This window comes from Paludibacterium flexuosum, from assembly GCF_037076605.1.
Lineage (GTDB): Bacteria > Pseudomonadota > Gammaproteobacteria > Burkholderiales > Chromobacteriaceae > Paludibacterium.
In genome coordinates this window covers 2,297,087-2,320,668 of the sequence record NZ_AP029060.1, presented here as the reverse complement: position 1 = coordinate 2,320,668, position 23,582 = coordinate 2,297,087, and the positions used below count along the sequence as shown (strand labels likewise).

The 23,582-nt window shown below is 63.7% G+C and carries 25 protein-coding genes; 12 read left to right on the top strand and 13 right to left on the bottom strand.

Translation table 11 applies throughout. The features are described 5' to 3' along the window. Positions 1 to 53 precede the first annotated feature (53 nt). The gene (locus AACH39_RS11050; RefSeq protein ID WP_338619971.1) at positions 54 to 836 is read right to left on the bottom strand and encodes a transporter substrate-binding domain-containing protein; all 783 of its coding nucleotides are present in this window, start codon (positions 834 to 836) and stop codon (positions 54 to 56) included. A 316-nt stretch (positions 837 to 1,152) separates the two neighbouring features. Next, entirely contained in the window at positions 1,153 to 2,808 is a 1,656-nt protein-coding gene (locus AACH39_RS11045) for a methyl-accepting chemotaxis protein (RefSeq protein ID WP_338619970.1), read from the bottom strand. A 325-nt stretch (positions 2,809 to 3,133) separates the two neighbouring features. Between AACH39_RS11045 and AACH39_RS11040 the strand changes: the two genes are divergently transcribed. Genes AACH39_RS11040 through AACH39_RS11030 form a run of 3 tightly spaced genes read left to right on the top strand, consistent with a single transcriptional unit; the run spans position 3,134 to position 5,908 of the window. Then, the gene (locus tag AACH39_RS11040) at positions 3,134 to 4,276 is read left to right on the top strand and encodes an ABC transporter permease (RefSeq protein ID WP_338619968.1); all 1,143 of its coding nucleotides are present in this window, start codon (positions 3,134 to 3,136) and stop codon (positions 4,274 to 4,276) included. Continuing rightward, a complete protein-coding gene (locus AACH39_RS11035) occupies positions 4,269 to 5,201 on the top strand; it encodes an ABC transporter ATP-binding protein (protein ID WP_338619966.1) in 933 nt (310 codons plus the stop codon). Before AACH39_RS11040 ends, AACH39_RS11035 begins: the two co-directional genes overlap by 8 nt. Beyond that, complete coding sequence (locus AACH39_RS11030; RefSeq protein ID WP_215779764.1) at positions 5,198 to 5,908, top strand: ABC transporter permease subunit; 711 nt, start codon at positions 5,198 to 5,200, stop codon at positions 5,906 to 5,908. Before AACH39_RS11035 ends, AACH39_RS11030 begins: the two co-directional genes overlap by 4 nt. 1 nt (position 5,909) lies before the next feature. Here AACH39_RS11030 and AACH39_RS11025 read toward each other — a convergent pair whose 3' ends face one another. From AACH39_RS11025 to AACH39_RS11010, 4 genes are all read right to left on the bottom strand, one after another. Further along, complete coding sequence (locus AACH39_RS11025) at positions 5,910 to 6,677, bottom strand: amino acid ABC transporter ATP-binding protein (RefSeq protein WP_215779766.1); 768 nt, start codon at positions 6,675 to 6,677, stop codon at positions 5,910 to 5,912. After that, positions 6,674 to 7,354: an amino acid ABC transporter permease gene (locus AACH39_RS11020; protein WP_215779768.1), complete on the bottom strand. Its 681-nt coding sequence runs from the start codon at positions 7,352 to 7,354 to the stop codon at positions 6,674 to 6,676. Before AACH39_RS11020 ends, AACH39_RS11025 begins: the two co-directional genes overlap by 4 nt. An 83-nt stretch (positions 7,355 to 7,437) precedes the next feature. Then, positions 7,438 to 8,205, bottom strand: a complete 768-nt coding sequence (locus AACH39_RS11015) for an amino acid ABC transporter substrate-binding protein (RefSeq protein WP_215779771.1) — start codon at positions 8,203 to 8,205, stop codon at positions 7,438 to 7,440. A gap of 73 nt (positions 8,206 to 8,278) precedes the next feature. Further along, a complete protein-coding gene (locus tag AACH39_RS11010) occupies positions 8,279 to 9,199 on the bottom strand; it encodes a LysR family transcriptional regulator (protein ID WP_338619962.1) in 921 nt (306 codons plus the stop codon). A gap of 112 nt (positions 9,200 to 9,311) precedes the next feature. On the opposite strand from AACH39_RS11010, the gene AACH39_RS11005 reads away from it, so the two are divergent. Then, the gene (locus AACH39_RS11005) at positions 9,312 to 10,310 is read left to right on the top strand and encodes an NADP-dependent oxidoreductase (protein WP_338619960.1); all 999 of its coding nucleotides are present in this window, start codon (positions 9,312 to 9,314) and stop codon (positions 10,308 to 10,310) included. Here AACH39_RS11005 and AACH39_RS11000 read toward each other — a convergent pair. After that, positions 10,304 to 11,320 carry a transporter gene (locus tag AACH39_RS11000; RefSeq protein WP_215779778.1) on the bottom strand — a complete coding sequence of 339 codons (1,017 nt, stop codon included), beginning with the start codon at positions 11,318 to 11,320 and terminating at the stop codon, positions 10,304 to 10,306. The genes AACH39_RS11005 and AACH39_RS11000 overlap by 7 nt on opposite strands. A gap of 374 nt (positions 11,321 to 11,694) precedes the next feature. Between AACH39_RS11000 and AACH39_RS10995 the strand changes: the two genes are divergently transcribed. From AACH39_RS10995 to AACH39_RS10980, 4 genes are read left to right on the top strand one after another with little or no spacing between them, the layout of a single operon-like run. Next, a complete protein-coding gene (locus AACH39_RS10995) occupies positions 11,695 to 12,687 on the top strand; it encodes a TerC family protein (RefSeq protein ID WP_338619958.1) in 993 nt (330 codons plus the stop codon). A gap of 29 nt (positions 12,688 to 12,716) precedes the next feature. Next, the gene (htpX, locus tag AACH39_RS10990) at positions 12,717 to 13,598 is read left to right on the top strand and encodes a protease HtpX (protein WP_215779783.1); all 882 of its coding nucleotides are present in this window, start codon (positions 12,717 to 12,719) and stop codon (positions 13,596 to 13,598) included. A 43-nt stretch (positions 13,599 to 13,641) separates the two neighbouring features. Continuing rightward, positions 13,642 to 14,121, top strand: coding sequence for a DUF456 domain-containing protein (locus AACH39_RS10985; protein WP_215779785.1), 480 nt, complete (start codon positions 13,642 to 13,644; stop codon positions 14,119 to 14,121). A 43-nt stretch (positions 14,122 to 14,164) separates the two neighbouring features. Then, on the top strand, positions 14,165 to 14,899 hold the full coding sequence (locus AACH39_RS10980) for an NAD-dependent protein deacylase (RefSeq protein ID WP_252346133.1): 735 nt from the start codon (positions 14,165 to 14,167) through the stop codon (positions 14,897 to 14,899). A gap of 6 nt (positions 14,900 to 14,905) precedes the next feature. On the opposite strand, the gene AACH39_RS10975 is transcribed toward AACH39_RS10980, so the two are convergent. The 6 genes from AACH39_RS10975 to AACH39_RS10950 all read right to left on the bottom strand — a co-directional run bounded on the left by AACH39_RS10975 (position 14,906) and on the right by AACH39_RS10950 (position 18,713). Next, a complete protein-coding gene (locus tag AACH39_RS10975; protein ID WP_338619954.1) occupies positions 14,906 to 16,381 on the bottom strand; it encodes an amino acid permease in 1,476 nt (491 codons plus the stop codon). 255 nt (positions 16,382 to 16,636) lie between these two features. Next, positions 16,637 to 16,825 carry a hypothetical protein gene (locus AACH39_RS10970; RefSeq protein ID WP_338619952.1) on the bottom strand — a complete coding sequence of 63 codons (189 nt, stop codon included), beginning with the start codon at positions 16,823 to 16,825 and terminating at the stop codon, positions 16,637 to 16,639. 64 nt (positions 16,826 to 16,889) lie between these two features. Further along, positions 16,890 to 17,066 (bottom strand): rubredoxin, encoded by a 177-nt coding sequence (locus AACH39_RS10965; protein WP_215782775.1) that lies wholly within the window; start codon positions 17,064 to 17,066, stop codon positions 16,890 to 16,892. Beyond that, positions 17,053 to 17,790 (bottom strand): cytochrome b/b6 domain-containing protein, encoded by a 738-nt coding sequence (locus AACH39_RS10960; RefSeq protein WP_338619951.1) that lies wholly within the window; start codon positions 17,788 to 17,790, stop codon positions 17,053 to 17,055. Before AACH39_RS10960 ends, AACH39_RS10965 begins: the two co-directional genes overlap by 14 nt. 1 nt (position 17,791) lies before the next feature. Beyond that, complete coding sequence (locus AACH39_RS10955; protein WP_215779793.1) at positions 17,792 to 18,304, bottom strand: diheme cytochrome c; 513 nt, start codon at positions 18,302 to 18,304, stop codon at positions 17,792 to 17,794. Between the two features lie 10 nt (positions 18,305 to 18,314). Next, a complete protein-coding gene (locus AACH39_RS10950; RefSeq protein ID WP_215779795.1) occupies positions 18,315 to 18,713 on the bottom strand; it encodes a DUF1924 domain-containing protein in 399 nt (132 codons plus the stop codon). A 130-nt stretch (positions 18,714 to 18,843) separates the two neighbouring features. On the opposite strand from AACH39_RS10950, the gene AACH39_RS10945 reads away from it, so the two are divergent. Genes AACH39_RS10945 through AACH39_RS10930 form a run of 4 tightly spaced genes read left to right on the top strand, consistent with a single transcriptional unit; the run spans position 18,844 to position 23,580 of the window. Further along, positions 18,844 to 19,200, top strand: coding sequence for a PepSY domain-containing protein (locus AACH39_RS10945; RefSeq protein ID WP_338619950.1), 357 nt, complete (start codon positions 18,844 to 18,846; stop codon positions 19,198 to 19,200). Then, positions 19,197 to 19,856, top strand: coding sequence for a response regulator transcription factor (locus AACH39_RS10940; RefSeq protein ID WP_215779809.1), 660 nt, complete (start codon positions 19,197 to 19,199; stop codon positions 19,854 to 19,856). The genes AACH39_RS10945 and AACH39_RS10940 overlap by 4 nt, the downstream gene beginning before the upstream one ends. 2 nt (positions 19,857 to 19,858) lie before the next feature. Next, positions 19,859 to 21,289: a sensor histidine kinase gene (locus tag AACH39_RS10935; RefSeq protein ID WP_215779811.1), complete on the top strand. Its 1,431-nt coding sequence runs from the start codon at positions 19,859 to 19,861 to the stop codon at positions 21,287 to 21,289. Next, a complete protein-coding gene (locus tag AACH39_RS10930; RefSeq protein ID WP_252346134.1) occupies positions 21,286 to 23,580 on the top strand; it encodes a heavy metal translocating P-type ATPase in 2,295 nt (764 codons plus the stop codon). The genes AACH39_RS10935 and AACH39_RS10930 overlap by 4 nt, the downstream gene beginning before the upstream one ends. Positions 23,581 to 23,582: the final 2 nt, after the last annotated feature.

Sequence of the window (23,582 nt, the reverse complement as noted above, 5' to 3'; positions counted from 1 at the left end):
GCGGCGAGTCGCCGGGCTGATGACGCGCCCCGCCGCGAGACGGCCGGGCGCGTTTATTGTTCTACCGGGGCCAGCAGACGGTGAATTTCTCCGGATTCCACCATTTGCCGCAAGGCTTTCTGCAGTTTGTCCTTCATGCCGTAATGCTGCGAATGTCTGGCCAGGACCACATTGCGCGGTCCGGTCTTGATCGGCGGGCCGGCCAGCACCAGACGATGGCGAAATTCCGGGCGTTCCAGCAACAATTCGGCCTCGCCACACACCATGATGGCCACATCGACACGACTGGCCACCAGCTTGCGCAGATTGGACAGCTTGTCCGGCGCGCCATCCTTGAGCAGATTCTTGTCCTGATCGAAGCGCGGGAAGTAGTGCGCACCGTTGGTAACGCCGATATGCAGGCGCTGCAGATCACTGTAAAGCTCGACGCGCGAGTCAGGATCATTCTGCCGGCGATAGAAGCAGACCGTGCTGCCCTCGGCAAAAGGCGGGCGCAGAAAATCGACGATCGCGTCGCGATCCGGTCCGGGTGCGATGCCGATGCCCAGGTCGGCATCGCCGCGCTTGAGCATTTCCAGGCAGCGCATCAGCGGGCAGGGGCGTACCTCCAGCGGCACGCCGACCCGGTCGGTCAGCTTGCGGATGATGTCCAGATAGGGACCCGATGGCGTGCCCTGGGCGTCAATCACCTTCCAGGGGGGCAAGGGACTGAATGCCAGCACCAGCGGCTGAACCGCGGGCGTGGCAAGGGGTGCGGCCAACAACAGGGGCGCTGACAGCGCCAGCAGGCTGGCCAGCAGAAAACGCTGAATGAGGCGTATGGCGATAGCCGGCATCGTGCTGCTTCTCGAGTGACCCACCTGGCCCTGTCAGACCGGTGGGCGGGTTCCAATGGCACTGGGCTGCCAGTACTTGCTTCAAGTCGCGGCCAAACCGCGGATTGCCCCGGCATGGGCCGCCGGGAACAACACCCTACTCGGGGTTCCCCTAGTATGAGGCAAGGCGCCCGCGACAGCAGGATTGTGATGGAAATTAGTAATGATAAATGACAGCAGAATCAAGCTTTTTGGGTTTTTGCCACAATCAACCGCCTGATGGCGCTGGCGGGCACCGGCACAGCCTGCCCGGGAAGGGCAGGCTGCCGTGTCGGACTTATCCCTGCAGCCGGAAATGACCGGCCTTGCTGCGCAGTGTACTGGCCAGCTCGATCAGCTGGTCCGCCGAGGACGACACCGACAGCACGGCCTGACTGTTTTCCTCGCTCATGCGCGCGATTTTTTCCACATTGTCGGCGATGTCATGGCTGGCCGAGCGCTGCTCGCCCAGGGCCTCGGAAATGCTGGCGACTGCAGACAGTACCTTGCGCACCCCGCCTTCGATCTGCTCCATCGCCTCGCCGGCGCGCTCCGCCATCGCGACACCGTCCCTGACCTTGTCGCTGCCGGTTTCCATGCTGAGCACCGCTTGTTGCGTGCCCTGCTGGATGGCGCTGATCATGTCGCCGATTTCCTTGGTCGAACGGGAGGTTTTCTCCGCCAGCTTGCGTACCTCATCGGCGACCACGGCAAAACCGCGGCCGGCCTCTCCGGCACGTGCCGCCTCGATCGCGGCATTCAGCGCCAGCAGATTGGTCTGATCGGCAATTTCCTTGATCACATTGATGATCTGCGAGATGCGGTCCGACTGGCTGCCAAGCTGGTGGATCACCTCGGTCGAGCGCTGAACTTCGTCGGCAATCAGATTGATCTCGCCGATCGTGCCATGGAACAGCTCTCCGCCCTGCACCGACAGTTCGCCGGCATCGCGGGCGATGCCATGAGCGTCCTGGGCGCTTTCCGCCACATGATTGATGCTGACACTCACCTGTTCGACCGAGGCCGCCACCGCGGAGGCGGCCTCACTCTGCTCGCGAGCCCGGCCGGAGACGTCCGCGGAGGCGCCGGACAGATCCCTGGCCGAGTGCAGCAACTGATCGGCGGCCGACTGGATGTCGCCGATCAGCTGACGCAAAGCCCTCTGCATCACCACCAGCCCGGCCAGCAGGCTGTCATGATCACCGGGGCGCAGCACGATCTCCGCCGACAAATCACCGCTGGCAATCGTCTGGGTCATGCGGGTGGCGAACTCCGGCTCGCCGCCCAGGCTGCGCGTCAGCCCGCGCACGATGATGGTGGCCACCACGATGCCGGCCAACAGCGCCAGCAGCAAGATGGCCAGCATCAGCAGGGTGGCGTTATGGATCTTGTCCTGCGCCGAGGCCAGGTCGGCGGCGGTTTTCTTGTTCACCTGCTCCACCACCTTGAGGATGGTCTGCTGGTGTACCTCATACGAGGCCTTGATCAGGGGCATAACCGACTGGATGCCATCCCGGTCGCCCTTCTGTACTGCCGGGACCAGCTGGCTGAACACCTGATCGTAAAAATCCTCGACCGACGCATGCGATTCCTTGAGGAAAGACTGCTGCAAATCGCTGTCCAGCCCCTGATTGGTCCAGTAGCGATAGCGCGCTTCATAGCGCTTGTGCAGGGCGTTCAGCTTGTCGAGCAGACGTCCCTGCTGACCCGGATCCGTCGTGTCGGCCAGCTGCATCGTCACCAGATAGGATTCGATGATGTTTTCCGGCGGCGGCTGCACCTCCGCCACCAGGTCCTTGCTCTGAACGATACGGTTATACAGCGGGCCGTTGACCTTGAGATCGTTGAGTGTCTTGAACGACCAGACACCATAAAGTGCAAAACCCAGGGCAAAAACGGCGAGGAGAATGGCGAAGCGATGCGCCAGCTTGAGCGTGCGACCTTGATGGTTCATGACGACATCCGGGTTGATGAGGGGCGGCAAGGCAGTCTTGCCGGAGGCCAATAATAAATTATCTTTATCTGAAAATACCAGTGTCATCAAGCGGCCGGCCGTCAGATCGGTTGGAACCAGATGTTCTATGACAGGCAAATGGCTTTTATACCAATAAATGCAACTCACCCGCGCCGAAGGTGCCTTTCCGGCGATCACACCATACAATATGCAGTTGCTGCATGATTAACGACTACCCTATGTGCCGATGCCGAGGCATCGGTGCCATCGCACCCGCTGGCGGATGATGCGCCCGAAAAGAAGGAATTGGTGAAGTGAGTCAGGCATGGCCGTGTTGAAGCGGCGTTATAGCCCGGTGCAACTGGGACTGTTGATCCTGTTAGGTGCCGCCTTGCTGGCCCCCCTGCTGGGGCAGGCGAGTACAGCGCAGTCGGGCGACCAGGCAAGGTATCTGCCGGCCCTGCTGCAGGGGACGGACTGGCTGTGGCTGCTGGTGCTGATCGTACCAGCCTGGGCGCCCTGGCGCCGCCAGGACGGGCGGCTGCACCTGTGCCTGCTGCTGGCCGTGGTGCTGCTGGACTACGCCATGCTGCGACTGGCCGGACAGACCGCACAGCGCTTGCTGCCCGACGATGCGGCCGCCGGACGTGTCTCGCTGGGTGCCGGCTTCTGGTTGTTGCAACTCTATGCCGTGCTGCAGGGGCGCGAATCCTTGCGCCAGCTCGAACTGTCCCGCCCGCTGTGCTGGCTGACAGCATGCTTGCTGTGCCTGCCGCTGATCTGGCTGCTGCACAGCGGACAATGTGACCAGCTGTCCCTGCTGCGGGCCTATCGCCGCCACGCAACGACAGTTGATCAGGCACTGTGGCGCCATCTGCTGCTGCTCCTCCTGACCATGTTGCCCGCCACGGTGCTCGGAACCGTACTGGGCCTGGCCTGCGACGAGCACCCCCGCATGGCGCGGCAACTGCTTGCCGTGCTCAAGGCGCTGCAGACCCTGCCCGCCCTGGCCGTATGTGCCGTGCTGTTCGTGCTGCTGGGGCCGGGCAGCCATGACGCTGCCCGAGTCAGCATCATGCCCTCCCTGCTGGTTTTGTTGCTGTTTGCCTTGCCGCCCGTCGCGCAGGGCACGCTGGCGGCCCTGCGGCAGATTTCCCGGACCGCGCGCGACAGTGCCCGCGGCATCGGCCTGACCGAGTGGCAATGCTTTCGCCAGGTCGAGCTGCCGCTTGGCCTGCCGGTCTACCTGTCTGCCCTGCGCACCACCACCCTCCAGACCATCGGTCTGGCTGCCGTGGCCGCACTGATCGGCGCCGGGGGCTTGGGCACCTTGCTGTTCGAGGGCCTGTCGGCCCGCGCCGTTGACCTGATCGGGCTGGGCGTGCTGCCCATCGTGCTGCTGGCCATGCTGGTCGACGCCAGCTTCCGGCTGGCCATTTCCCTGATAGGGGTTCCCCCACATGATTAAGATTTCCGGCGTCAACAAGCGGTATGGCGGCTGGTCGGCCGTCACGGACCTCAACCTGAAAATACCGGCTGGCCAATTCACCTCCCTGATCGGTCCGCCCGGTTCGGGCAAGTCCACCCTCCTGAAACTGATCAACCGGCTGGTCGAACCGGATACCGGCCTGATCACGGTCGATGGTCACGACATCAACAGCCAGGCCCCGGAGATGCTGCGGCGTCAGATCGGCTATGTCATCCAGTCGGTCGGCCTGTTTCCACACTGGACCGTGGCGCAAAACATCGCGGCCGTGCCGGCCCTGCTGAAATGGCCCGCATCACGCATCGACCAACAGGTCGACAGCCTGATGGCTCTGCTGGAACTGCCGCCGGAGCGCTTCCGCCAGCGCTATCCGCATCAGCTGTCCGCCGGGCAACAGCAGCGGGTCGCACTGGCGCGGGCAATGGCGGCCGAACCATCCGTCCTGCTGCTGGACGACCCGTTCGGCGGGGTCGATGCGCTGACACGCCAGAGCCTGCAGCAGGCCCTGGTCCGCATTCACCAGCAGTACGGCAAAACCGTGCTGCTGGTGACCCATGACCTGGACGAGGCGCTGCGCCTCGGGGAAAGAATCGTGGTGATGGATCAGGGGCAGGTGGTGCAGCAGGGCACCCCGCGCGAGGTTCTGTTGGCACCTGGCTGCGCGTTTCTGCGCCAGTGGGTCGATCAGAGTGATGTCGGTGTGCGTCTGCTGGCCCTGGATCGTGTCGAACATCTGGTACGGCGCAATGTGCACAGCAGCGGACAGCCAATTGCCGCCGACTGCACGCTGCGCGAAGCCTTGTCGATTTTCATCGCTCGCCATGTCAGTTGCCTGCCGGTGGCCGATGCGCAGGGGCAGATGCTCGGCACCCTGCACTTTACCGATTTGCTGGATGTGACCCGATGAGGCTTTCGATTGGCAAACCCTGGCGCCCCCTGCTTGGCTGTCTCTGCCTGCTGCTGATCTGGCTGCTGCTGTTTCCCGGCCAGGCCGGGCAGGGGTTTGCGACGCTGCTGTGGTACCAGCTGTCTCTGGCCGCTGCCGCCTCGGGGCTGGCGCTGCTGGCCGGCGTCGGGCTGGGCGTGCTGGTGACCAGACCGCAAGGCCGGGCTTGGCGACCCCTGCTGCACAGCCTGCTGGCCATGCTGCAATGGTTTCCGCCCCTGGTCCTGCTGGCCGTGGCGGCACTGCTGATGGGTGGTGGGGTGGGGCCGGCGCTGCTGGCCCTGATGCTCGGCGGGATGTTGCCGGTGGCACAGGCTACCCTGGACGGGCTGGATGCGGTGCCGGAGGCGACGCGTGAGGTCGGGCGCGCCATCGGCATGACACACTGGCAGCGGCTTTGGCAGATCGAACTGCCGCTGGCCGCGCCCGTCATGCTCGGCGGCATGCGCCGTGCGGTGATGCTCATCCTCGGTGGCGCCGCCCTGGCCGCGACGCTGGGGACATCGACCCTGGGTCTGCCTATCATCGCCGGACTCTCCGGCTTCCAGGCCGCCCCGGTGTTTCAGGCAGCGGTGCTGCTGGTTCTGCTGGCGCTGTGTGTCGACCAGCTGTTCGAATTGCTGGCCCAATCCCTGTCACGCCAGGTGCCCGGCGACACCCCCACCTGAATCAGGCTTGCTGCGGCAGCTGTTGCGCCCCGGTCAGGGTGGAGACGAAATCCACCGTCCGCGGATGCTGCGGTTGCCCGAACAGCGCCTGCGGACTGCCCGACTCGATGACCTGACCATCTTCCAGAAACACCACGTGCTGGGCGATGTTCGCCGCCAGACGCAGATCGTGGGTGGCCATCAGCATGGTCATGCCTTCCTGCGCCAGCTGGCGCAGCACCTCGACCACCTCGCCGGCCAGCTCCGGATCCAGTGCCGACGTCGGCTCGTCACACAACAGCACCTGCGGTTGCGGCGCCAGCGCACGGGCAATCGCCACACGCTGCTGCTGCCCGCCCGACAGCGTGGCCGGCCAGGCATCGGCCTTGTGTGCCATGCCGACCTTTTCCAGCAGACTCATCGCCCGGACCCGCGCCTCGGCCTTCGGCACCTTCTGCACGGTGACCAGTCCTTCCATCACGTTCTCGATCACCGTACGGTGCGGAAACAGCTGGAAGTTCTGAAAGACCATGCCGGTCTGACGCCGCAAGGCCTGCACGGCATGGCGCGAATGCTGACCGCGATGATCGAAGTCGATGCGATGCTCGCCCACTTCCACACTGCCGTGCTGCGGGATTTCCAGCAGGTTGACACAGCGCAGCAGCGTACTCTTGCCACTGCCGGACGGCCCAATCAGCGCCGTGACGGTGCCGGACTCCAGCGCCAGGTCGATGCCCTTGAGCACCGGGTTGTGGCCGAATTGCTTGTGGATCTGCGTCAGGCGAATCATGGTCGCGCTCCTTCCTGCGTCAGATGCTGGCCAAAGCGCAGCTCGAGCTTCTGCTGCCACCAGGACAGCACCGAGCTGAACAGCAGATAGATCAGCGCGGTTTCGGTATAGAGAATCAGCGGTTCATAGGTGACCGACGCAATGCGTTGCGCGGCCTGAAAGATTTCCGGCACCGTCAGTACGGCGGCCAGCGAGGTGTCCTTGATCAGCGAGATGAAGGTATTGGCCAGCGGCGGCACGGCCACGCGGGTGGCCTGCGGCAGAATGGTACGCTGCATCGCCTGACGCCAGGTCATGCCAATCGAGTAGGCCGCTTCCCACTGCCCCTTGGGCACCGACTGAATCACCGCGCGGATCACCTCCGAGGTGTAGGCGCCGACATTGAGCGAGAAGCCGATCAGCGCCGCCGGGAAGGGATCGAACACGATGCCCACCTTCGGCAGACCGTAGAAAATCAGGAACAGCTGCACCAGCAGCGGCGTCCCGCGGATCAGCCAGACGTAAAAGCGCACGATGGCCACCAGCGGGGCCGGCGCAAACAGCCGCACCAGCGCCGTGACGAAGCCCAGGCTCAGGCCCAGCGCGAACGACAGCAGCGTCAGCGGCACGGTAAACACCACCCCGGCGTAGAGCAGGGAAGGCAGGGAGTCCAGCATCAGTTTCAACCAGTCCGGCATGATGTCCTTTCAACAGAGTGGTCGGGCACAAAAGCAAACACCCCGGCGCATGCGCCGGGGTCGTCGGTGCCTGTTGCGGCAGCTTACTTGGAAACGTCGGCGCCGAAGTACTTGTGCGAAATCTTCTTGTAGGTACCGTCAGCGCTCAGCTCAGCCAGCGCCTTGTTGATGGCGGCCTGCAGTTGCGGGTTGCCCTTGCGGAAGATCACGCCGGAGGAATCGGCATTGGCATCGGTCGCCACGATTTTCACCTTGGCATTCGGCTGATGCTTCTTGAAGTCCAGGAAGGACAGGCTGTCGTTGATGGTGGCATCGACGCGGCCGGAAGCCAGCAGTTCGATGGCGTCATTGAAGCCTTGTACCGGCACGATTTCGGCACCGTTGGCCTGGGCGATCTTGCCGAAGTTGCTGGTCAGGGTGTTGGCCGATTTCTTGCCCTTCAGATCGGCAAACGACTTGATGCTGCTGTTGTCGCTGCGCACGATCAGCGCCGCCTTGGAGACGATGTAGGGATTGGAGAAATCGTACTTGGCCTTGCGGGTTTCCGTGATGCCGACTTCGTTGATCACGGCATCGTAGCGCTTGGCATCCAGACCGGCGATCAGGCCGTCCCACTTGCCTTCGACAAACTCGGCCTTCACGCCCAGACGCTTGGCGATAGCCTGACCCAGTTCGACATCGAAGCCGACCAGCTTGCCGCTGGCGTCATGGAAGGTGAACGGGGCATAGGTGCCTTCGGTACCGAACTTGATGACACCGGCAGACTTGATGGCGGCCAGATCATCGGCGAGGGCGGAAGTCGCTGCCAGCGGCAGGGACAGGGCGAGTAACAGGGTCGGGACGAGTTTCATGGATGCTCCTGGATTTTGGTTGGTTTTGCAGTGACTTTAACAGCAATAAATTAGTTCTAGAAATAATAATAACTTATGTTTTTATTTCGGGAGGGTATATATCGCGGCTGTCCTGAGCCAGAAACGCCCGCAAGGCAGAGAGAAAGACATCGACCTTTCGAGGCCGCAAACCCTGCTGTGGCAGCACCGCGCTCAGCGGCGTGCGCTGTCGTCCGCTCAGGGTGAACGGTGTCAGCACCGCCTGCAACTGGCCCTGCCGCAGCGCCTCGGCCAGCAACCAGTCGGGCTGTCGCAGCAGCCCTTCGCCTGCCAGCGCCCAGGCAAGCAGCGCCCGGGCATCATTGCTGACATGCCGGCCAGACACGGCCACTTCCAGCATTTCTCCTTCATGCTGGAAGCGCCAGCGGCTGTGGCGGCGGTAAGTCAGGCAGGCGTGTGCCGCCAGCTCGCGCGGATGCTGCGGTACGCCGTGTCGTGCCAGATAGGCCGGACTGGCACAGGTCAGATGATGATAGTGCAACAAGGGCAGGGCAATCAGGGAAGAGTCGGCCAGATGGCCGGTGCGCAAGGCCAGATCGATGCCTTCGCCCTGCAGGTCGAGTACCCGGTGATCGATGAGCAGCTCGACCTCGATGTGCGGATAATCGTGGCAAAAATCCGCCAGCCAGGGATAAATGAAATGCGCCGCCACCCCAGGCGTGGTCGTCACCCGCAACTGACCATGCGGCTCGCGCGCATGACGCCGTACCGCCTCCTCGGCCGCCTGAGCCTGCTGCAAGATCTGGCGTGCCTGACCGTACCACAAGCGGCCAGCTTCGGTCATGGCCAGCGCCCGGGTACTGCGCTGTAACAGACTGACGCCGAGATGGCGCTCCAGCCGGGAGATGGTGGCGGTCACACTGGCCGGAGCCAGATCCAGCACCCTTGCCGCGGCCGCCATGCTGCCGGCGTCCACCACCTGACAGAACACCCGCATCGCCTGAAGCTGATCCATGCTGCCCCTGAATTCTTCACAAAAAACGAATAATCAATCCATATTGCATGACTTTATTCGCCATGGCCAGTGACCTAGCCTGAGTACTTTCCCCCGAGATGGAGAACGAGTCATGCAAGGACAATGGTTTCACCTGATTCGCCGCCCAGACGGCATGCCGCGCCCGGAAGACTTTGCCCTGGTCAGCGGACCCTTGCCGGATCTGGCGGCTGACGAGGTGCTGGTCGAGAACCTGTTTCTGTCTGTTGATCCCTATATGCGTGAATGCATGGATGCCGAATGGGCATTGCATCAGCCGCTGGAAGGCCGCAGCCTGGGGCGGGTCATCGCCTCGCGAGCCGCCACGCTGCCGGTCGGTTCGCTGGTGTACCACCGCCAGGGCTGGCGCAGCCATGCCGTCCTCCCCGCCGCCGGGGCCGTGGTGCTGACGCCGCCACCGGGTGTGCCGCTGCGCGCCTGGCTCGGCCTGCTGGGCGGCACCGGCCTGACCGCCTATGTTGCCCTGACCCGTATTGCCCGGTTGCAGCCCGGCGAAGATGTTTTCATCAATGCCGCCGGAGGAGGGGTCGGCATGGCGGCGGCACTGATGGCACGCCGCTTGGGCGCGGGGCGCATCGTTGGCAGCACCGGCTCCGCCAGCAAGGCGCAAGCGCTGATGGCTCAGGGGATCTTCGATCAGGTGGTGGATTACCACGATGCCCATGCCACAGAAGCCTTGCAGGCCGCGTTGCCGGGGGGCGCGCAGATTGCGCTGGAAAATGTCGGCGGACAACAACTGGATCAGACGATCTCGCTGATGGCCGAGCGGGGACGTATCGCCTGGGTCGGTGCGGTCAGTTTGTACAACGGGTCCGGCGCCCCGCCTCAGCCGAAGTTATACGATGTCGTTGGCAAGAGCCTGACCTTGCAGGGTTTCCTGGTGCGGGATTACCGCCCCGTACAGGGCGAACTGGAAGATTGGCTGCTGCCGGCACTGCAACAGGGGGAACTGCCGCTGGCCGATACCGTGGTGCATGGCCTGGAACGGTGCGCCGATGCGCTGATCGCCATGCTGCAGGGAAAAAACCTCGGCAAGATGGTGCTGGCTCTGCAAGGCGCGGCGGCTCAATAACGGTCGCGTCCGCGGAATGCCCACCAGCCTGCCAGCCCGGTGAAGCTGGCCACCAGCAGCACCAGAATCCAGAAACCGTGCGGGTGGCTGGACAAGGGCACGCCGCCGACATTCATGCCGAAAAAGCCGGCCACGATATTGATCGGCAAAGCCAGCACCGTCACCACCGTCAGGGTGAACAGCGTGCGGTTGGTTTGCTCGTCCAGACGGGTGGCCAGCTCCTCCTGCAACAGCTTGATCCGTTCCACCAGTCCATCCAGATCGCTCAGCACCAGGGAAAACTCCTCGGTCGAGGTGCGCAGCGCCTGCACATCGGCCTCGGTCAGCCAGACCGGCGGGCGATTGAGCAGGCGCAGCAGCACACCCGGCTCCGGTGCCAGCAGGCGCCGGAAACGTACCAGCACCCGGCGCATGGCCGCCAGATCCGAGCGGTGGTGGCTCAGACGCTGTGCCAGCAGATTGTCCTCGATCACGTCCACCCGGGTGGTGGTCTCGCGCACCATGCCGACCAGCACATCCGCCTGATCCTGCAGCAAATGCACCATCAGGCTGACCGTGGAAGGAAACACCGTACCCTGCCGGACCGCAATGCGCAGCATGTCCACCGATCGCAGCGGCTTGAGGCGCGCGGTCACCAGTACCCGCTGGCTGGCATAGGCCCAGAGTGTGGAAATGTCCGAAGACAGCAGGTCGGCGCTGAAGGTCACGTCGTTGACCACCGCCAGCAAATCCGGCCCGAGCTGCTCGATACGGGTCGAGCGCGAGCCGGCATGGCGCGCCTCGTAGAACTCGTCCGGCAGCGGCAAGTGCTGGCGCAGCCAGCGCTCGGCCGCCGCATTGGCCAGATTGAAATGCAGCCAGACGAACACCCCTTCCTCGCGGGCGGCCAGACAAGCCTGCGCTTCACTGGCGTCCAGCGGCTCGCCGGGTGTCCCGGGGCGAAAGCGGTACGCCGTGATCAGACCGGCCTCGTCCGAGCCGTATTGGGAAGGTGCAATCAGATTTGCCATGCCGAGAGACGATCCTGCACTGGTTAGGGTGATCGGGGAGTGTATCCGCGCCAGATTACCATGTTTGTAGATTGTTCCATGCAGTCCGGATAGACGGATGCAGCAAGATAATACTTGACGAAAACCGTTGGCTTTTCTATCTTGGCACTATCCCAAGGGGGAGTAGCTCTTCGCTGTGGTGTCGTCACGACGGATTGCCGGAAACGGCCATCCCGGCATCCCAGGCAGCCCGTGTGCTGCGAGCAAGACCTTTGCTGCGTAAGCTGAGGTCCCCCTGTCAGGCAGAAAACGGCCCTCAGTCCGCAATGGATCCGGGCCGTTTTTTCGTGCGCCATGGTGGTGCCGCGGCCATTGTCTGACCGGGAGCGTCAAGTATGGAAACCATTGGTACCTGGTGGATGTGGGCAGGCTTCTTTGCCCTGGTCCTGTTTATGTTGCTGGTTGATCTGCTGCTGGTCGGCGGCGGGCGCGAACATCGCGTCAGCTTTCGCGAGGCGGCGAGCTGGTCGGTGATCTGGGTCGCCACGGCCCTGGGCTTTGCCGGTCTGCTGTGGTGGCATCTGGATGGCCAGTATGGCCGCGAGATGGCCGATACCAAGACACTGGAATTCATCACCGGCTACCTGATCGAAAAATCCCTGGCCGTTGATAACGTCTTTGTCTGGCTGATGCTGTTTGCTGCCTTCGCCGTGCCGCCCAGCCTGCAAAAGCGCGTGCTGGCCTTTGGCATCCTGGGCGCCATCGTGATGCGCACCGGCATGATCTTTGGCGGCGTCTGGCTGATCAACCAGTTCCACTGGCTGCTGTATGTCTTCGGCGCCTTCCTGCTGCTGACCGGCATCAAGATGTGGCGCACCGTCGACCAACCTGCCGATCCGGCCAACAATCGCCTGCTGCAATGGCTGCGGCGTCGCCTGAATGTCACCGAACAGCTGCAGGGCGAGCGCTTTGTCGTCATGCAGCACAAAGATGGGCGGCTGACACGTTTTGTCACCCCGCTGTTTCTGGTGCTGATCCTGGTGGAAGTCTCCGACCTGGTGTTTGCCGTCGACTCCATCCCGGCGATCTTTGCCGTGTCGCGCGACCCCTTCATCGTGCTGACTTCGAACGTGTTCGCCATTCTCGGCCTGCGCGCCATGTACTTCCTGCTGGCCGGCCTGGCGGATCGCTTCGTTCTGCTCAAGTATGGCCTGGCCGTGGTGCTGGTATTCATCGGCGCCAAGATGCTGCTGCTGGATGTGTGGCCGATCCCGGTACTGTTCTCGCTCGGGGTGGTGGCCGCCATCATCGGCACCTCGATCGTGTTGTCGCTGCGCAAGACCGCGTCCGGCGTGCCGCCGGCCAGCGGCTGGCGAGATGAAGTCTGACCCGGTCTTCCGCTGAAAGGAGCACAGACATGAAACGTATCGTGTTGTTTGTCCTGACCAACCTGGCGGTGCTGCTGACCCTGTCGGTCACCGCCCGCCTGCTCGGCGCCGATCGCTTTCTCGGCGCCCAGGGCATGCAGTTTGGCAGCCTGCTGGTGTTTGCTGCCCTGTTCGGTTTCGGCGGCGCACTGATCTCCCTGGCCATGTCGCGCTGGGTGGCCAAAATGTCGGTCGGCGCCCAGGTCATCACCCAGCCGCAAAACGAGCTGGAGGCCTGGCTGCTGGGCACGGTTCGCCGCCTGGCACAGCAGGCCGGCATCGGCATGCCCGAAGTCGCCATCTATGACGCGCCGGAGGTGAATGCCTTCGCCACCGGCATGCGGCGCGACGCCAGCCTGGTCGCCGTGTCCAGTGGCTTGCTGCACACCATGAGCCGCAGCGAGGCTGAGGCCGTGCTGGCGCACGAAGTGTCGCATATCGCCAATGGCGACATGGTGACCATGACCCTGCTGCAGGGCGTGATCAACACTTTTGTCATCTTCGTCGCACGTGCCGTCGGCTGGGCGGTCGAACGCATGTTGCAGGGCGAAGGACGGCAGGCGAGCTGGGCCTATTTCCTGACCTACTTCGTCCTGGAAATCGTGCTCGGCCTGCTGGGTTCCCTGATCGTGATGTGGTTCTCGCGCCAGCGCGAATTCCGTGCCGATGCCGGCGCGGCAAGGCTGGTGGGGCGAGAGGCCATGATTGCCGCCCTGCGCCGGCTGCAGGGCGGGCAGGCGGCCAGCCTGCCAGCGCGCATGGCGGCCCTGGGGATACACGGTCTGCCCGGCGGCAGACTGGGCCGGCTGTTTTCCTCCCACCCGCCGCTGGCGGCGCGGATAGCCGCCCTGCAATCCTGGCGTGCCGTCTGATCCTGCGTCAGCATGCGCTACCCACTAAACATGGAATGGAACCATGACGGAAACCTACACCGTGCTCGCCATCCTGATGATCGCCGCCGGTTTTGCCGGCATTCTCCTGCCGCTGCTGCCGGGCGTGCCGCTGATCTTTGGCGGACTGTGGCTGCTGGCCTGGCACGATGGCTATCAGCATGTCGGTCTGGCCCCGCTGCTGCTATTGGGCCTGCTGGCTCTGCTGGGCTGGCTCGCCGATTACCTGGCCTCGGCCTGGACCGTACGCAAGAGCGGTGCCAGCTCCCGTGCCATGTGGGGTGCCGGCCTCGGCAGTGTGCTGGGTGTGTTCGGCGGATTGGCGGGCCTGCTGCTCGGCCCGCTGCTGGGCGCCCTGCTGGGCGAACGCAGCAGCGGCCGCGACTGGCGCCAGGCCGGACGGGCGGCGCTGGCTGCCGGCAGCGGGCTGATCGTCGCCACCCTGGCCAAATTGCTGCTCGGGTGCCTGATGCTGGCAGTGTTCGGGCTGGCCTGGCTGTGGTAAGGCTATAATGACGGCATCAAACCGTCTTGCCAGAAAAAACACCATGTCCCCCGCGCTGACTGCCTTGCGTCAACTGATCGATCAGGCCAACCACATCGCCGTGCTCAGCGGAGCCGGCATGAGCACCGAGTCCGGCATTCCGGATTTCCGCTCCGCCAAAGGGCTGTGGACCCGCAACATGAGCCTGCCCGAAGTCGTGTCGATCGATTATTTCCAGCGCGAACCGGAGGCCTTCTGGCAGGCGTTCCGCGAGATCTTTCATCTCAAGATGGTCGGCGGCTATCTGCCCAACGACGGCCACCGCTTTCTGGCCGAACTGGAGCAGGGCGGCAAACAGCTCACCATCCTGACCCAGAACATCGACGGCCTGCATGGCCGGGCCGGCAACAGCCAGGTGCTGGAATTGCACGGCACCCTGCTGACCGCCAGCTGCCCGGCCTGCGGCAGCAGCCATGCCCTCGACTATGTCCAGCATCACACTCTGCCGCTGTGCCGCCGCTGCCATGAAGTGCTCAAGCCGGATGTGGTGCTGTATGGCGAAGCCGTGCCCCTGATCGAGGCCGCATTTCATGCGGCACTGGAGGCCGATCTGCTGCTGGTGCTCGGCTCCTCGCTCGAGGTGTCGCCGGTGAACCTGATCCCGGTCGAGGCGGCGCGCGCCGGCATCCCCTGCGCCCTGATCAACTACACCCCGACCCGCTTCGACGAGCTGTTCGACCCCTGCATTCACGCCGGCATCGGCGAAACCTGCCGCCAGCTGGCGGCGCTGGCGGCCTGAGTCCGCTCAACGGTCGGCGCGTGCCGCCGAGAAGTCGATATCGCCCAGCGCAATCAGCGGCCGGCGATGCTTCCACTTGTAGCCCAGCCAGAACAGCAGGAACAGCGGAATGCCGATATAGGTGGCCAGCACGCCGTTCCAGTCGATGTGCGCACCGCTGAAGGCCCCGACGTTCTGCCCCAGCATGATCACCAGACACAGCACAAAGGCGAACAGCGGACCGAAGGGGAACCACCTGGCACGATACGGCAGCACCGACAGATCCTTGCCCTGGGCGACCAGCGCCCGGCGGAAGCGGTAGTGGCAGATGGCGATGCCCAGCCAGGCGATGAACCCCGTCATGCCGGCACAGTTCAGCAGCCACATATACACCTTGCTGTCACCCCACAGCGAAGTCAGGAAACACAGCGCCGCCACGGCGGTCGTCAGATACAGCGCGTTGCGCGGCACCCCGTTGCGCGACACCTTGCCCAGCGCCCGCGGCGCCATGCCATTTTGCGCCATGCTGTAGAGCATGCGCGTGCAGGCATAGATGCCGGAATTCCCCGCCGACAACACCGCCGACAGAATCGTGGCGTTGACCACGCTGGCCGCCGCCGCCATGCCGGCACGCTGGAACACCAGGGTGAACGGGCTGGCGCCGACATCGCTCATATCATTCTTCAGCAACAGCGGATCGTTGTAGGGCAGCAGCAGGCCGACCACCAGAATCGACAGCATGTAGAACATCAGGATGCGCCAGAAAATCTGTCTTGCCGCACGCGGCAAGGTTTGAGCCGGATCATCCGCCTCGCCGGCGGCCACACCGATCACCTCGGTGCCCTGATAGGCAAAGCCGACCACCATCGAAACACTGATAAAAGCACCAAAACCGCCGACGAAGCCGTTGCCGCTGGCAAAAAACACCGGCAGGCCCGCCGCCAGACCGTGATACACCGGGCGGGTCATGATGCCGACAATCATCAGCAGACCGATGACGATGAAGGCGATGATGGTCAGCACCTTCAGCAGCGAGAACCAGTATTCCGCCTCGCCGAACCCCTTCACCGACACAATGTTCAGCGCCACGATCAGCGCCAGGGACAGCGCACTCCACACCCAGCCCGGCGTGGCGGGGAACCAGTAATGCATGATCAGCCCGGCCGCCACCAGCTCGACGGCGATCACCACCGCCCAGTTGAACCAGTAATTCCAGCCCAGCGCAAAGCCGAAACCCTCGTCGACAAAGCGGCTGCCATACACCTGAAATGAACCGGTCTGCGGCATATAGGCCGCCATCTCCCCCAGACTGGTCATGAGGAAATACACCATCAGACCGCACACCGCATAGGCCAGCAGCGCGCCGGCCGGGCCGGCACTGGCAATGGTGGCACCGGAAGCCAGAAACAGCCCGGTGCCGATCGAACCGCCAATGGCAATCATCGACAGATGGCGCGCGCGCAGGGCGCGGCGCAAGCCGCCGTTAGCTTGGTTGTCTTGCATGTCAAAACCTTTGGATCGGGATATCGCTATCTTGGGTCATGCCGCGCTGCGGCGGGCATCAGTCTAGACAGATCAATCAGATAAAATGAAATATTTCCAAAAATATGCAAAAAAGCTGAAATCAGCACGAAAAACGGCAAAAATCACATAAAAATCGTGGTTTGGAAAAATCTAGCATAAAGCAGGAAAACTAGACAAATGTTTAATTTGTCTAGTCATGTGAGCGAGGGGAAGCGCGAGACCCCGGGGCAGCCGTCAGCCGATGGCTTTGCCCGGGCGGGACGTTTGTACGGATAGTTCGGCGGGCGCCGACAGATGTTCGCCGGCAGTGGTTGCCGCCAGATGGGACGGCATGTGCAGGAACACCATGACGATCAGGGGCAGCAGGGTCGCCATGACCGTGCCGATGAATTGCCGGACGAATTGGTCGAGTACCGGGTGCATACTTTTCTCCTGTATCGCTGGCGGACGGCGCAAGCCGCCATCCGCCAGCAGTCAAATGGCCGGCCTAACAAGCCAGGGGGACAAAATCACGCTTGGTGACACCACACTCCGGGCAGCGCCAGTCATCCGGAATGGCCTCCCAGGGGGTGCCGGGGGCGAATCCTTCTTCCGGCCATCCGGCGCGCGGGTCATAGACCACGCCACAGGCCTGACAAAGATAGAGCGTTTCAGTCTGACTCATCATGATGTGTGCTTTCATTCCAATGGGTGGGGCCGGACAAACCGACAGTCGCACTGCTGGCAGACAGCCAGTCATAGGCACAGAAGCCCAGAACGGCAGCCAGCAACAGCAGGGCGAGCCAGTGATGATTGCGCGTCACCAGATCAGGGCCACGACCCGGGAGACGGCCGGTCAGCATCGACCAGGGCAGGTTTTGTTGACGCAGCAGCGAGGCCAGCAGTACCAGCCCGACATGAGCCAGGACCAGTCCCAGCATCAGATTGCCGAGCAGATCATGACCTTCTGCCACCCACTCGGGGGCGTCATGATTGCTCAGATAGCCCGTGAGCGTCAGGGGCACAATCCCGAACAGCAATAACAGCACCAGCAAGGCCATCACACCCTGCTGCCCCTGCCTGATCCACTGCTTCGGCGACGGCTGCCACCACCGGCCTTTGCGCAGCAGATCCGGCAACAGCCCGGCACGGCTTTGCCAGAGCGACAGTCGCGCCGGACTCGGCCCCATCAGGCCATACAGCAGACGAAAGACCAGCAGTCCGGCCAGTGCATAGCCAAGCGTCATGTGCAGGCTGCGCCAGGCCTCGCTTTCCGCGGTCAGCCAGGCGCCGGTAAAGCACAAAGCACTCAAGGCATGACACATCCGCACCGGCGCATCGACCACCCGGCGAGAGGCCGGAGCCGTCACCGGGGCGTCCTGAGCGGGAGATTCCATCCGGGTTGTCATGTCAGTCTCCCTGAAAGGCACGCATTTGCCCGACCGACAGCCCGGCCGGCAAGCGCAGCGCATCGTCACTGAAACGCCCTTGTTCGGCGCCGACATGGCAAGCCTGGCAATTCGCGGCACCCTTCACCGAGGGCAGGCGCCAGACATCCGGACCGATGGCCGAATGCTTGTGCATGAACCAGCTGCTGCGGGTAATCCGGTCTTGCGCTGGCGCCGAGCGCATATGCTTGCCTTGCCCGGCGTTGTCCTGCAGCCAACTGGCGATCAGCTTGACGCTGGCCGGGTCGATGCTGGCATCCGTCCCGAAATGCTTGTCCAGATTGCCCATGATGCGTTGCCAGGACTCGGCCGGCAGCAGCCCGGGGGGATACGCCAGATGGCAGGCCGCACATTCTTGTTGATAGGCCTTGGGCACCGTGCGCGGCATCGCGTGTTTGCCCTCGGCCAGGGCCGCCGGGATCCAGCCCGGGCCACTCAGTAATGCCACCAGCAAAATCGGCTTGGCAATGTGCATGGCCGTTCTCCTAGCGACGCAGGCTGATCAGAAAAGCCAGCACATCGGCTTTTTCCAGTGCGGTACATTCCCGCTTCAGCACGTCATTGCAGTTGCGCCGGAACCATTTGTCCGTCTTGGCCTGATCGGTCAGGGCAGCCGGATTAAATGCGGGGGCCAGGGGTGACAGGACCTTGCCGGTACCGGCATGCTTGCCTGGTGCACTGGGCGGGTTGCCGTGACAGGATGCACACGACCACTCGGCACCATGATTCCGGGTAAAGAACAGCTGACCACGAGCGGCCTGACCGGGGCTGCCAGCCTGCTGGTTCCAGTGTTGCAACTGAGCGGCCGGGGTGGTGTCGCCAGCCTGTGCCAGGGCACCAAGGCACAGGCAGGTCAAGCCGGCCAGAAGAGCGCATCGCTGCATGTTGTGACTCCTTTGCTGAGTGATGCTGCCAGTCTCCACCAACACACTTGAAGCCAGCCTGAAGGCCGTGTTCATCTGCCGTTCAGCTACAGTGAGATAGGGTGAAAACTCGCCAACACAGGACCACACCATGAAGTGGAGTTCATTTGCCGGCATGATGCTGCTGCCGGGGCTGCTGCTCCCGCCGCCTTGCCGGGCAGACACGGAGCAGGATGTCGCCCGCAAAGCCGTGCAGGCGGGCGAAATCCTGCCACTGGAAAAGGTCATGAAAGTCGTGCAGCAGGCCTTCCCCGGCGCGGTCCTGGAAGTCGAGCTGGATCGCCAGGAGCAGTTGTGGGTTTATGAGATCAAGCTGCTGCAGGACAATGGCGTCGTGCGCAAAGTGCGTTACAACGCCAGAACGGCAACCCTGATCGATAGCAGAACCAAGCCGCAGAGGGCAGGCAAAAGACATGGCCATCCCTATGCGCCGGGAGAGGGGGCATGAGACTGCTGCTGGTCGAAGATGAGCGGACCCTGCGCCAGCAACTGGCGGACACCCTGCGCACCAACGGCTATGTCGTCGATGAAGCCGAGCAGGGCCAGGAGGCCTGGTTCATGGGGGATACCGAAAACTACGATGCCGTCATCCTGGATCTCGGCCTGCCCGGGATGGACGGGATCTCGGTGCTGAAGCGCTGGCGGCAGAACGCCCGCAGCATGCCGGTACTGATTCTGACCGCCCGGGACAGCTGGCATGACAAGGTCGAGGGCATTGATGCCGGCGCGGATGACTATCTTGCCAAGCCATTTCATATGGAAGAGCTACTGGCGCGGGTCCGTGCGCTGATCCGTCGCGCCCATGGCCTGGCCTCACCATTACTCTCCTGCCACAACATCACGCTGGATACCCGAAGCGGCAAAGTCTGTGTCAGCGGCGTACCGGTCAACCTGACCCGCCATGAGTACCTGGTGCTGGCCTACCTGATGCACCGGCCGGATACCATCATCTCCCGCAGCGAATTGACCGAACACATTTACGCCCAGGATTACGACCGGGATTCGAATACCATCGAAGTGTTCATCGGGCGCCTGCGCAAAAAACTCCCCACCGAAGCCATTGAAACCCTGCGGGGACTGGGCTACCGACTGAACAAGGGATAACCATGCCGCTGTGGACCACGCTCCGGGACAGTTTGCGCTGGCGATTGCTGCTCGCCACCGCCATCAGCATCAGTCTGGCGCTGTTGCTGACCGGCTGGTCCCTGCAGCGATTGTTCCACGACCACGTGGATCGCCAGATGGCACAGATGCTCTCCTGGCAACTGGATCAACTCACCGCCCAATTCGACCTCAGTCCCCAAGGCGAGCCGGTGGTGGACCCCTCCCGGCTGTCCGACCCACGCCTGTCCCGCCCCTATGCCGGGTTGTACTGGCAAATTGATCAACTGAAAAACGGTCATGTCCTGCAACTTGGCCGCTTGCGCTCGCGCTCATTGTGGGATGTCACCCTGCGGCTGCCGGACGATGGGCTGGTGGCCGGCTCCCTGCACCAGCACGACATCAGCGGACCGGCAGACCAGCAACTGATGGCGCTGGAGCGCGTCGTTCGCCTGCCGGCGGCGCAGGGCAGCCAGTGGCGGCTGATCGTGGCCGCCGACATGCGCAGCATCCATCAGGCCATGAGTGCCTTTTCCGGCATGCTGACACTGGCACTCGGTCTGCTGTGCCTCTTGCTCATCATTGCCGCCCTGGTTCAGGTCCATGTCGGCCTCGCTCCGATGCGAGGATTGCGCCAGGCCTTGCAGGACATCCAGCAGGGACGAGCCAGCCAGCTTCAGGGACGCTTCCCCCAGGAAATGCAAGCGCTGGCAGCAGATTTCAATCTGGTCCTGCAGCGCAATGCCGAACTGGTCGCACGGGCTAGGATACAGGCAGGCAATCTGGCGCATGCCATCAAGACACCGCTGGCGGTCATGCGCCAAACCGCAGAACAACTGGCATCGTCACAGCCCGGCATGCGCGACATCAGTCAGCGGATGCAGGAGCAGATAGATCTGGCAAGTCGCCAGGTGCAATGGCACCTCGCCCGTGCGCGCGCCGCCGCCGCGGCAGAAGTGCCCGGGCATGCCGTCGAAGTCGGTCCGGTCATCGACGGATTGCTGCGCACCATGCAACTGGTCCATGCCGAGCGGCAACTGAGCATGCAGTGGGATCAGGCCAATGGCCGGCTTCGCTTTGCCGGCGAAAAACAGGACCTGCAGGAAATGCTCGGCAACCTGCTGGACAATGCCTGCAAATGGGCACGGCATCAGGTCACGCTGACGGTGACCACCCGGCAGGGACAACTGCAGTGCCAGATCCGGGATGACGGCCCCGGCATTGCGCCCGAAGCACTGGATGCCGTGCGGCAGCGGGGCGTGCGACTGGACGAGTCGGTACCGGGACATGGCATGGGTCTGTCGATCGTCGCCGAACTGGCAGCGCTTTACCGCGGGCAGCTGCAGCTCGAACCTTCACCGCAGGGCGGACTGTGCGCCACCTTGCGATTACCGATGATCCCCCCAACCACCTCTGCCGCGGAGTCACCGCCATGAAACATCACGCGATGGGATGGAATCTGCTGCTGCTGGCGATTCCCTTGCTGTCTTTGATGCTGCACTGGCTTGGCGCGGCCAGTGACTGGCACCTGCCGACCCGCTGGCTGCTGGTGTGCGCCACGATACCGGCCCTGCTGGTATTGCTGTTTGAAACCGGCAGCGCGCTGATCCGCCGGCAGTTTGGCGTCGACCTGCTGGCCATTCTGTCCATGCTCGGGGCCTTATGGATGGGAGAGCCGGCCACCGCGGCCGTCATTGCCGCCATGACCGCCACCGGCAGAGGGCTCGATCGCTATGCCACAGGCCGTGCCGAACGCGAGATGACCGCCCTGCTGGCCAGAGCACCCCACCAGGCCAATCGCCTCCACGCAGAACAGCTCGAACGCATCCCGGTCGAGGCCATCGCGCCGGGCGACCTGCTGCTGGTCAGACAGGGGGAGACTGTCCCGGTGGACGGGCCCCTGATGAGCGAATACGCCACCCTGGATGAATCCTCCCTGACCGGCGAGGCCCTGCCGGTCACCAGACAAGCCGGTGATCTGCTGCTCAGCGGCGTGATCAATGCCGGCGAAGCCATCCGCATGCGGGCGGCCCGCGCCGCGACAGACAGTACCTTTCAGGGCATCATCCGCATCGTCGGGCAAGCCAGCCAGACCCGCTCGCCAGCCACCCGGCTGGCAGACCGTCATGCCCTCTGGTTCATTCCGTTCGCCCTCCTGCTGTCACTGCTGGCCTGGCTGATCAGCCATGACCCGGTCCGTGCGCTGGCCGTACTGGTCGTGGCAACCCCCTGCCCGCTATTGCTGGCAGTGCCGGTCGCCCTGGTCTCCGGCATGTCGCGCGCGGCCCGGCGCGGCGTATTGATCAAGGGCAGTGCGGCGCTGGAACAGCTGGCCAGGGCGGACCACCTGTTCTTTGACAAGACCGGCACGCTGACCGGGGGAACCGCCCGCCTGACGGCGATCCGCTGCTTCGAGCCGCCGCATACACCACAGACACTGCTCAGGCTGGCCGCCAGCATGGACCAGATGTCCTGCCATGTGATGGCCACCGCCATCTTGCAGGCGGCACATGAACAGGGCCTGACGCCACTCCCCTTGCCGGAGGACGTGCAGGAAGTCGCCGGTGCCGGCCTGACCGGACGGGTAGGGACGCAGCAGGTTTGCCTGGGAACACTGGATTTTGTCCTGACCCATGCCAGCGCCGGACCCTGGTTCGAACAGGAACGCAAACGCCTGCCGCTGGAGACCGCCTCGGTGGTGGCCGTCGCCATCGATGGCCAGTTGGCCGGATGGCTGCTGCTCGCCGATCAGCTGCGTCTGGAAACCCCACGCGCCCTGCGCATGCTGCGCCGGGCCGGCGTGCAGAAAATCGTCATGCTGACCGGCGACAAGCAGGAGGTCGCCGAGGGCATCGGCACCGGCATCGGTGTCGATCAGGTGCTGGCGGAACTGACACCGGACATGAAGCTGCAGCAGATCCGTGCCGCTTCCGGTCAGCACTGCACCATGATGGTCGGCGACGGCGTCAATGACGCCCCCGCACTGGCGGCAGCCGGCGTGGGAGTGGCCATGGGCGTCCGGGGAGCGGCAGCAGCGGCAGAGAGCGCCGATATCGTGCTGATGGTCGACCGGCTGGATCGCCTGGCCGATGCCAAGCAGATTGCCATGCGGACCATGCGTATCGCCCGCCAGAGCGTCATGCTGGGCATGGGGCTGTGCCTGCTGGCCATGCTGACGGCCGCACTGGGCGACTTGCCGCCCCTGCAGGGCGCGCTGTTACAGGAGGTGATCGATGTGCTGGCCATCCTCTCCGCCCTGCGGGCACTGCTTGGCCAGTCCGCTCGCCCGGCGGACCGGACGCTGAGCACCGAACGGGTCAATGCCCTGCGCGAAGAACATCAGCAATTGCTGCCGCTGCTCAACCGCCTGACCGAGGTGGCCGCCTTGCTGCCGCAAGCCAGTGAAGCAGAGCAGTACCAGAGACTGCAGGCGCTCTGCCACCAGCTGACCGAAGAACTGCTCACCCATGAACAGCAGGACGAGCAAGGCTTGTATCCCGCCGTGACCGCCATGCTGCCCGGCGAAGACCCCCTGGCGGCACTGAGCCGCAGCCATCAGGAAATCCATCGCGAAGTGCGCAGACTGGCACAGCTCACCACCCTGCTGCAGACCAGCTGCACCGTGGCGGCCATTCAGGATATCCAGCGCAGTCTCTACGGACTGGAGGCCATCCTACGACTGCATTTCGCCCAGGAAGAAGAACTGTTCGGCAGCCTGCAGGCCTGAGC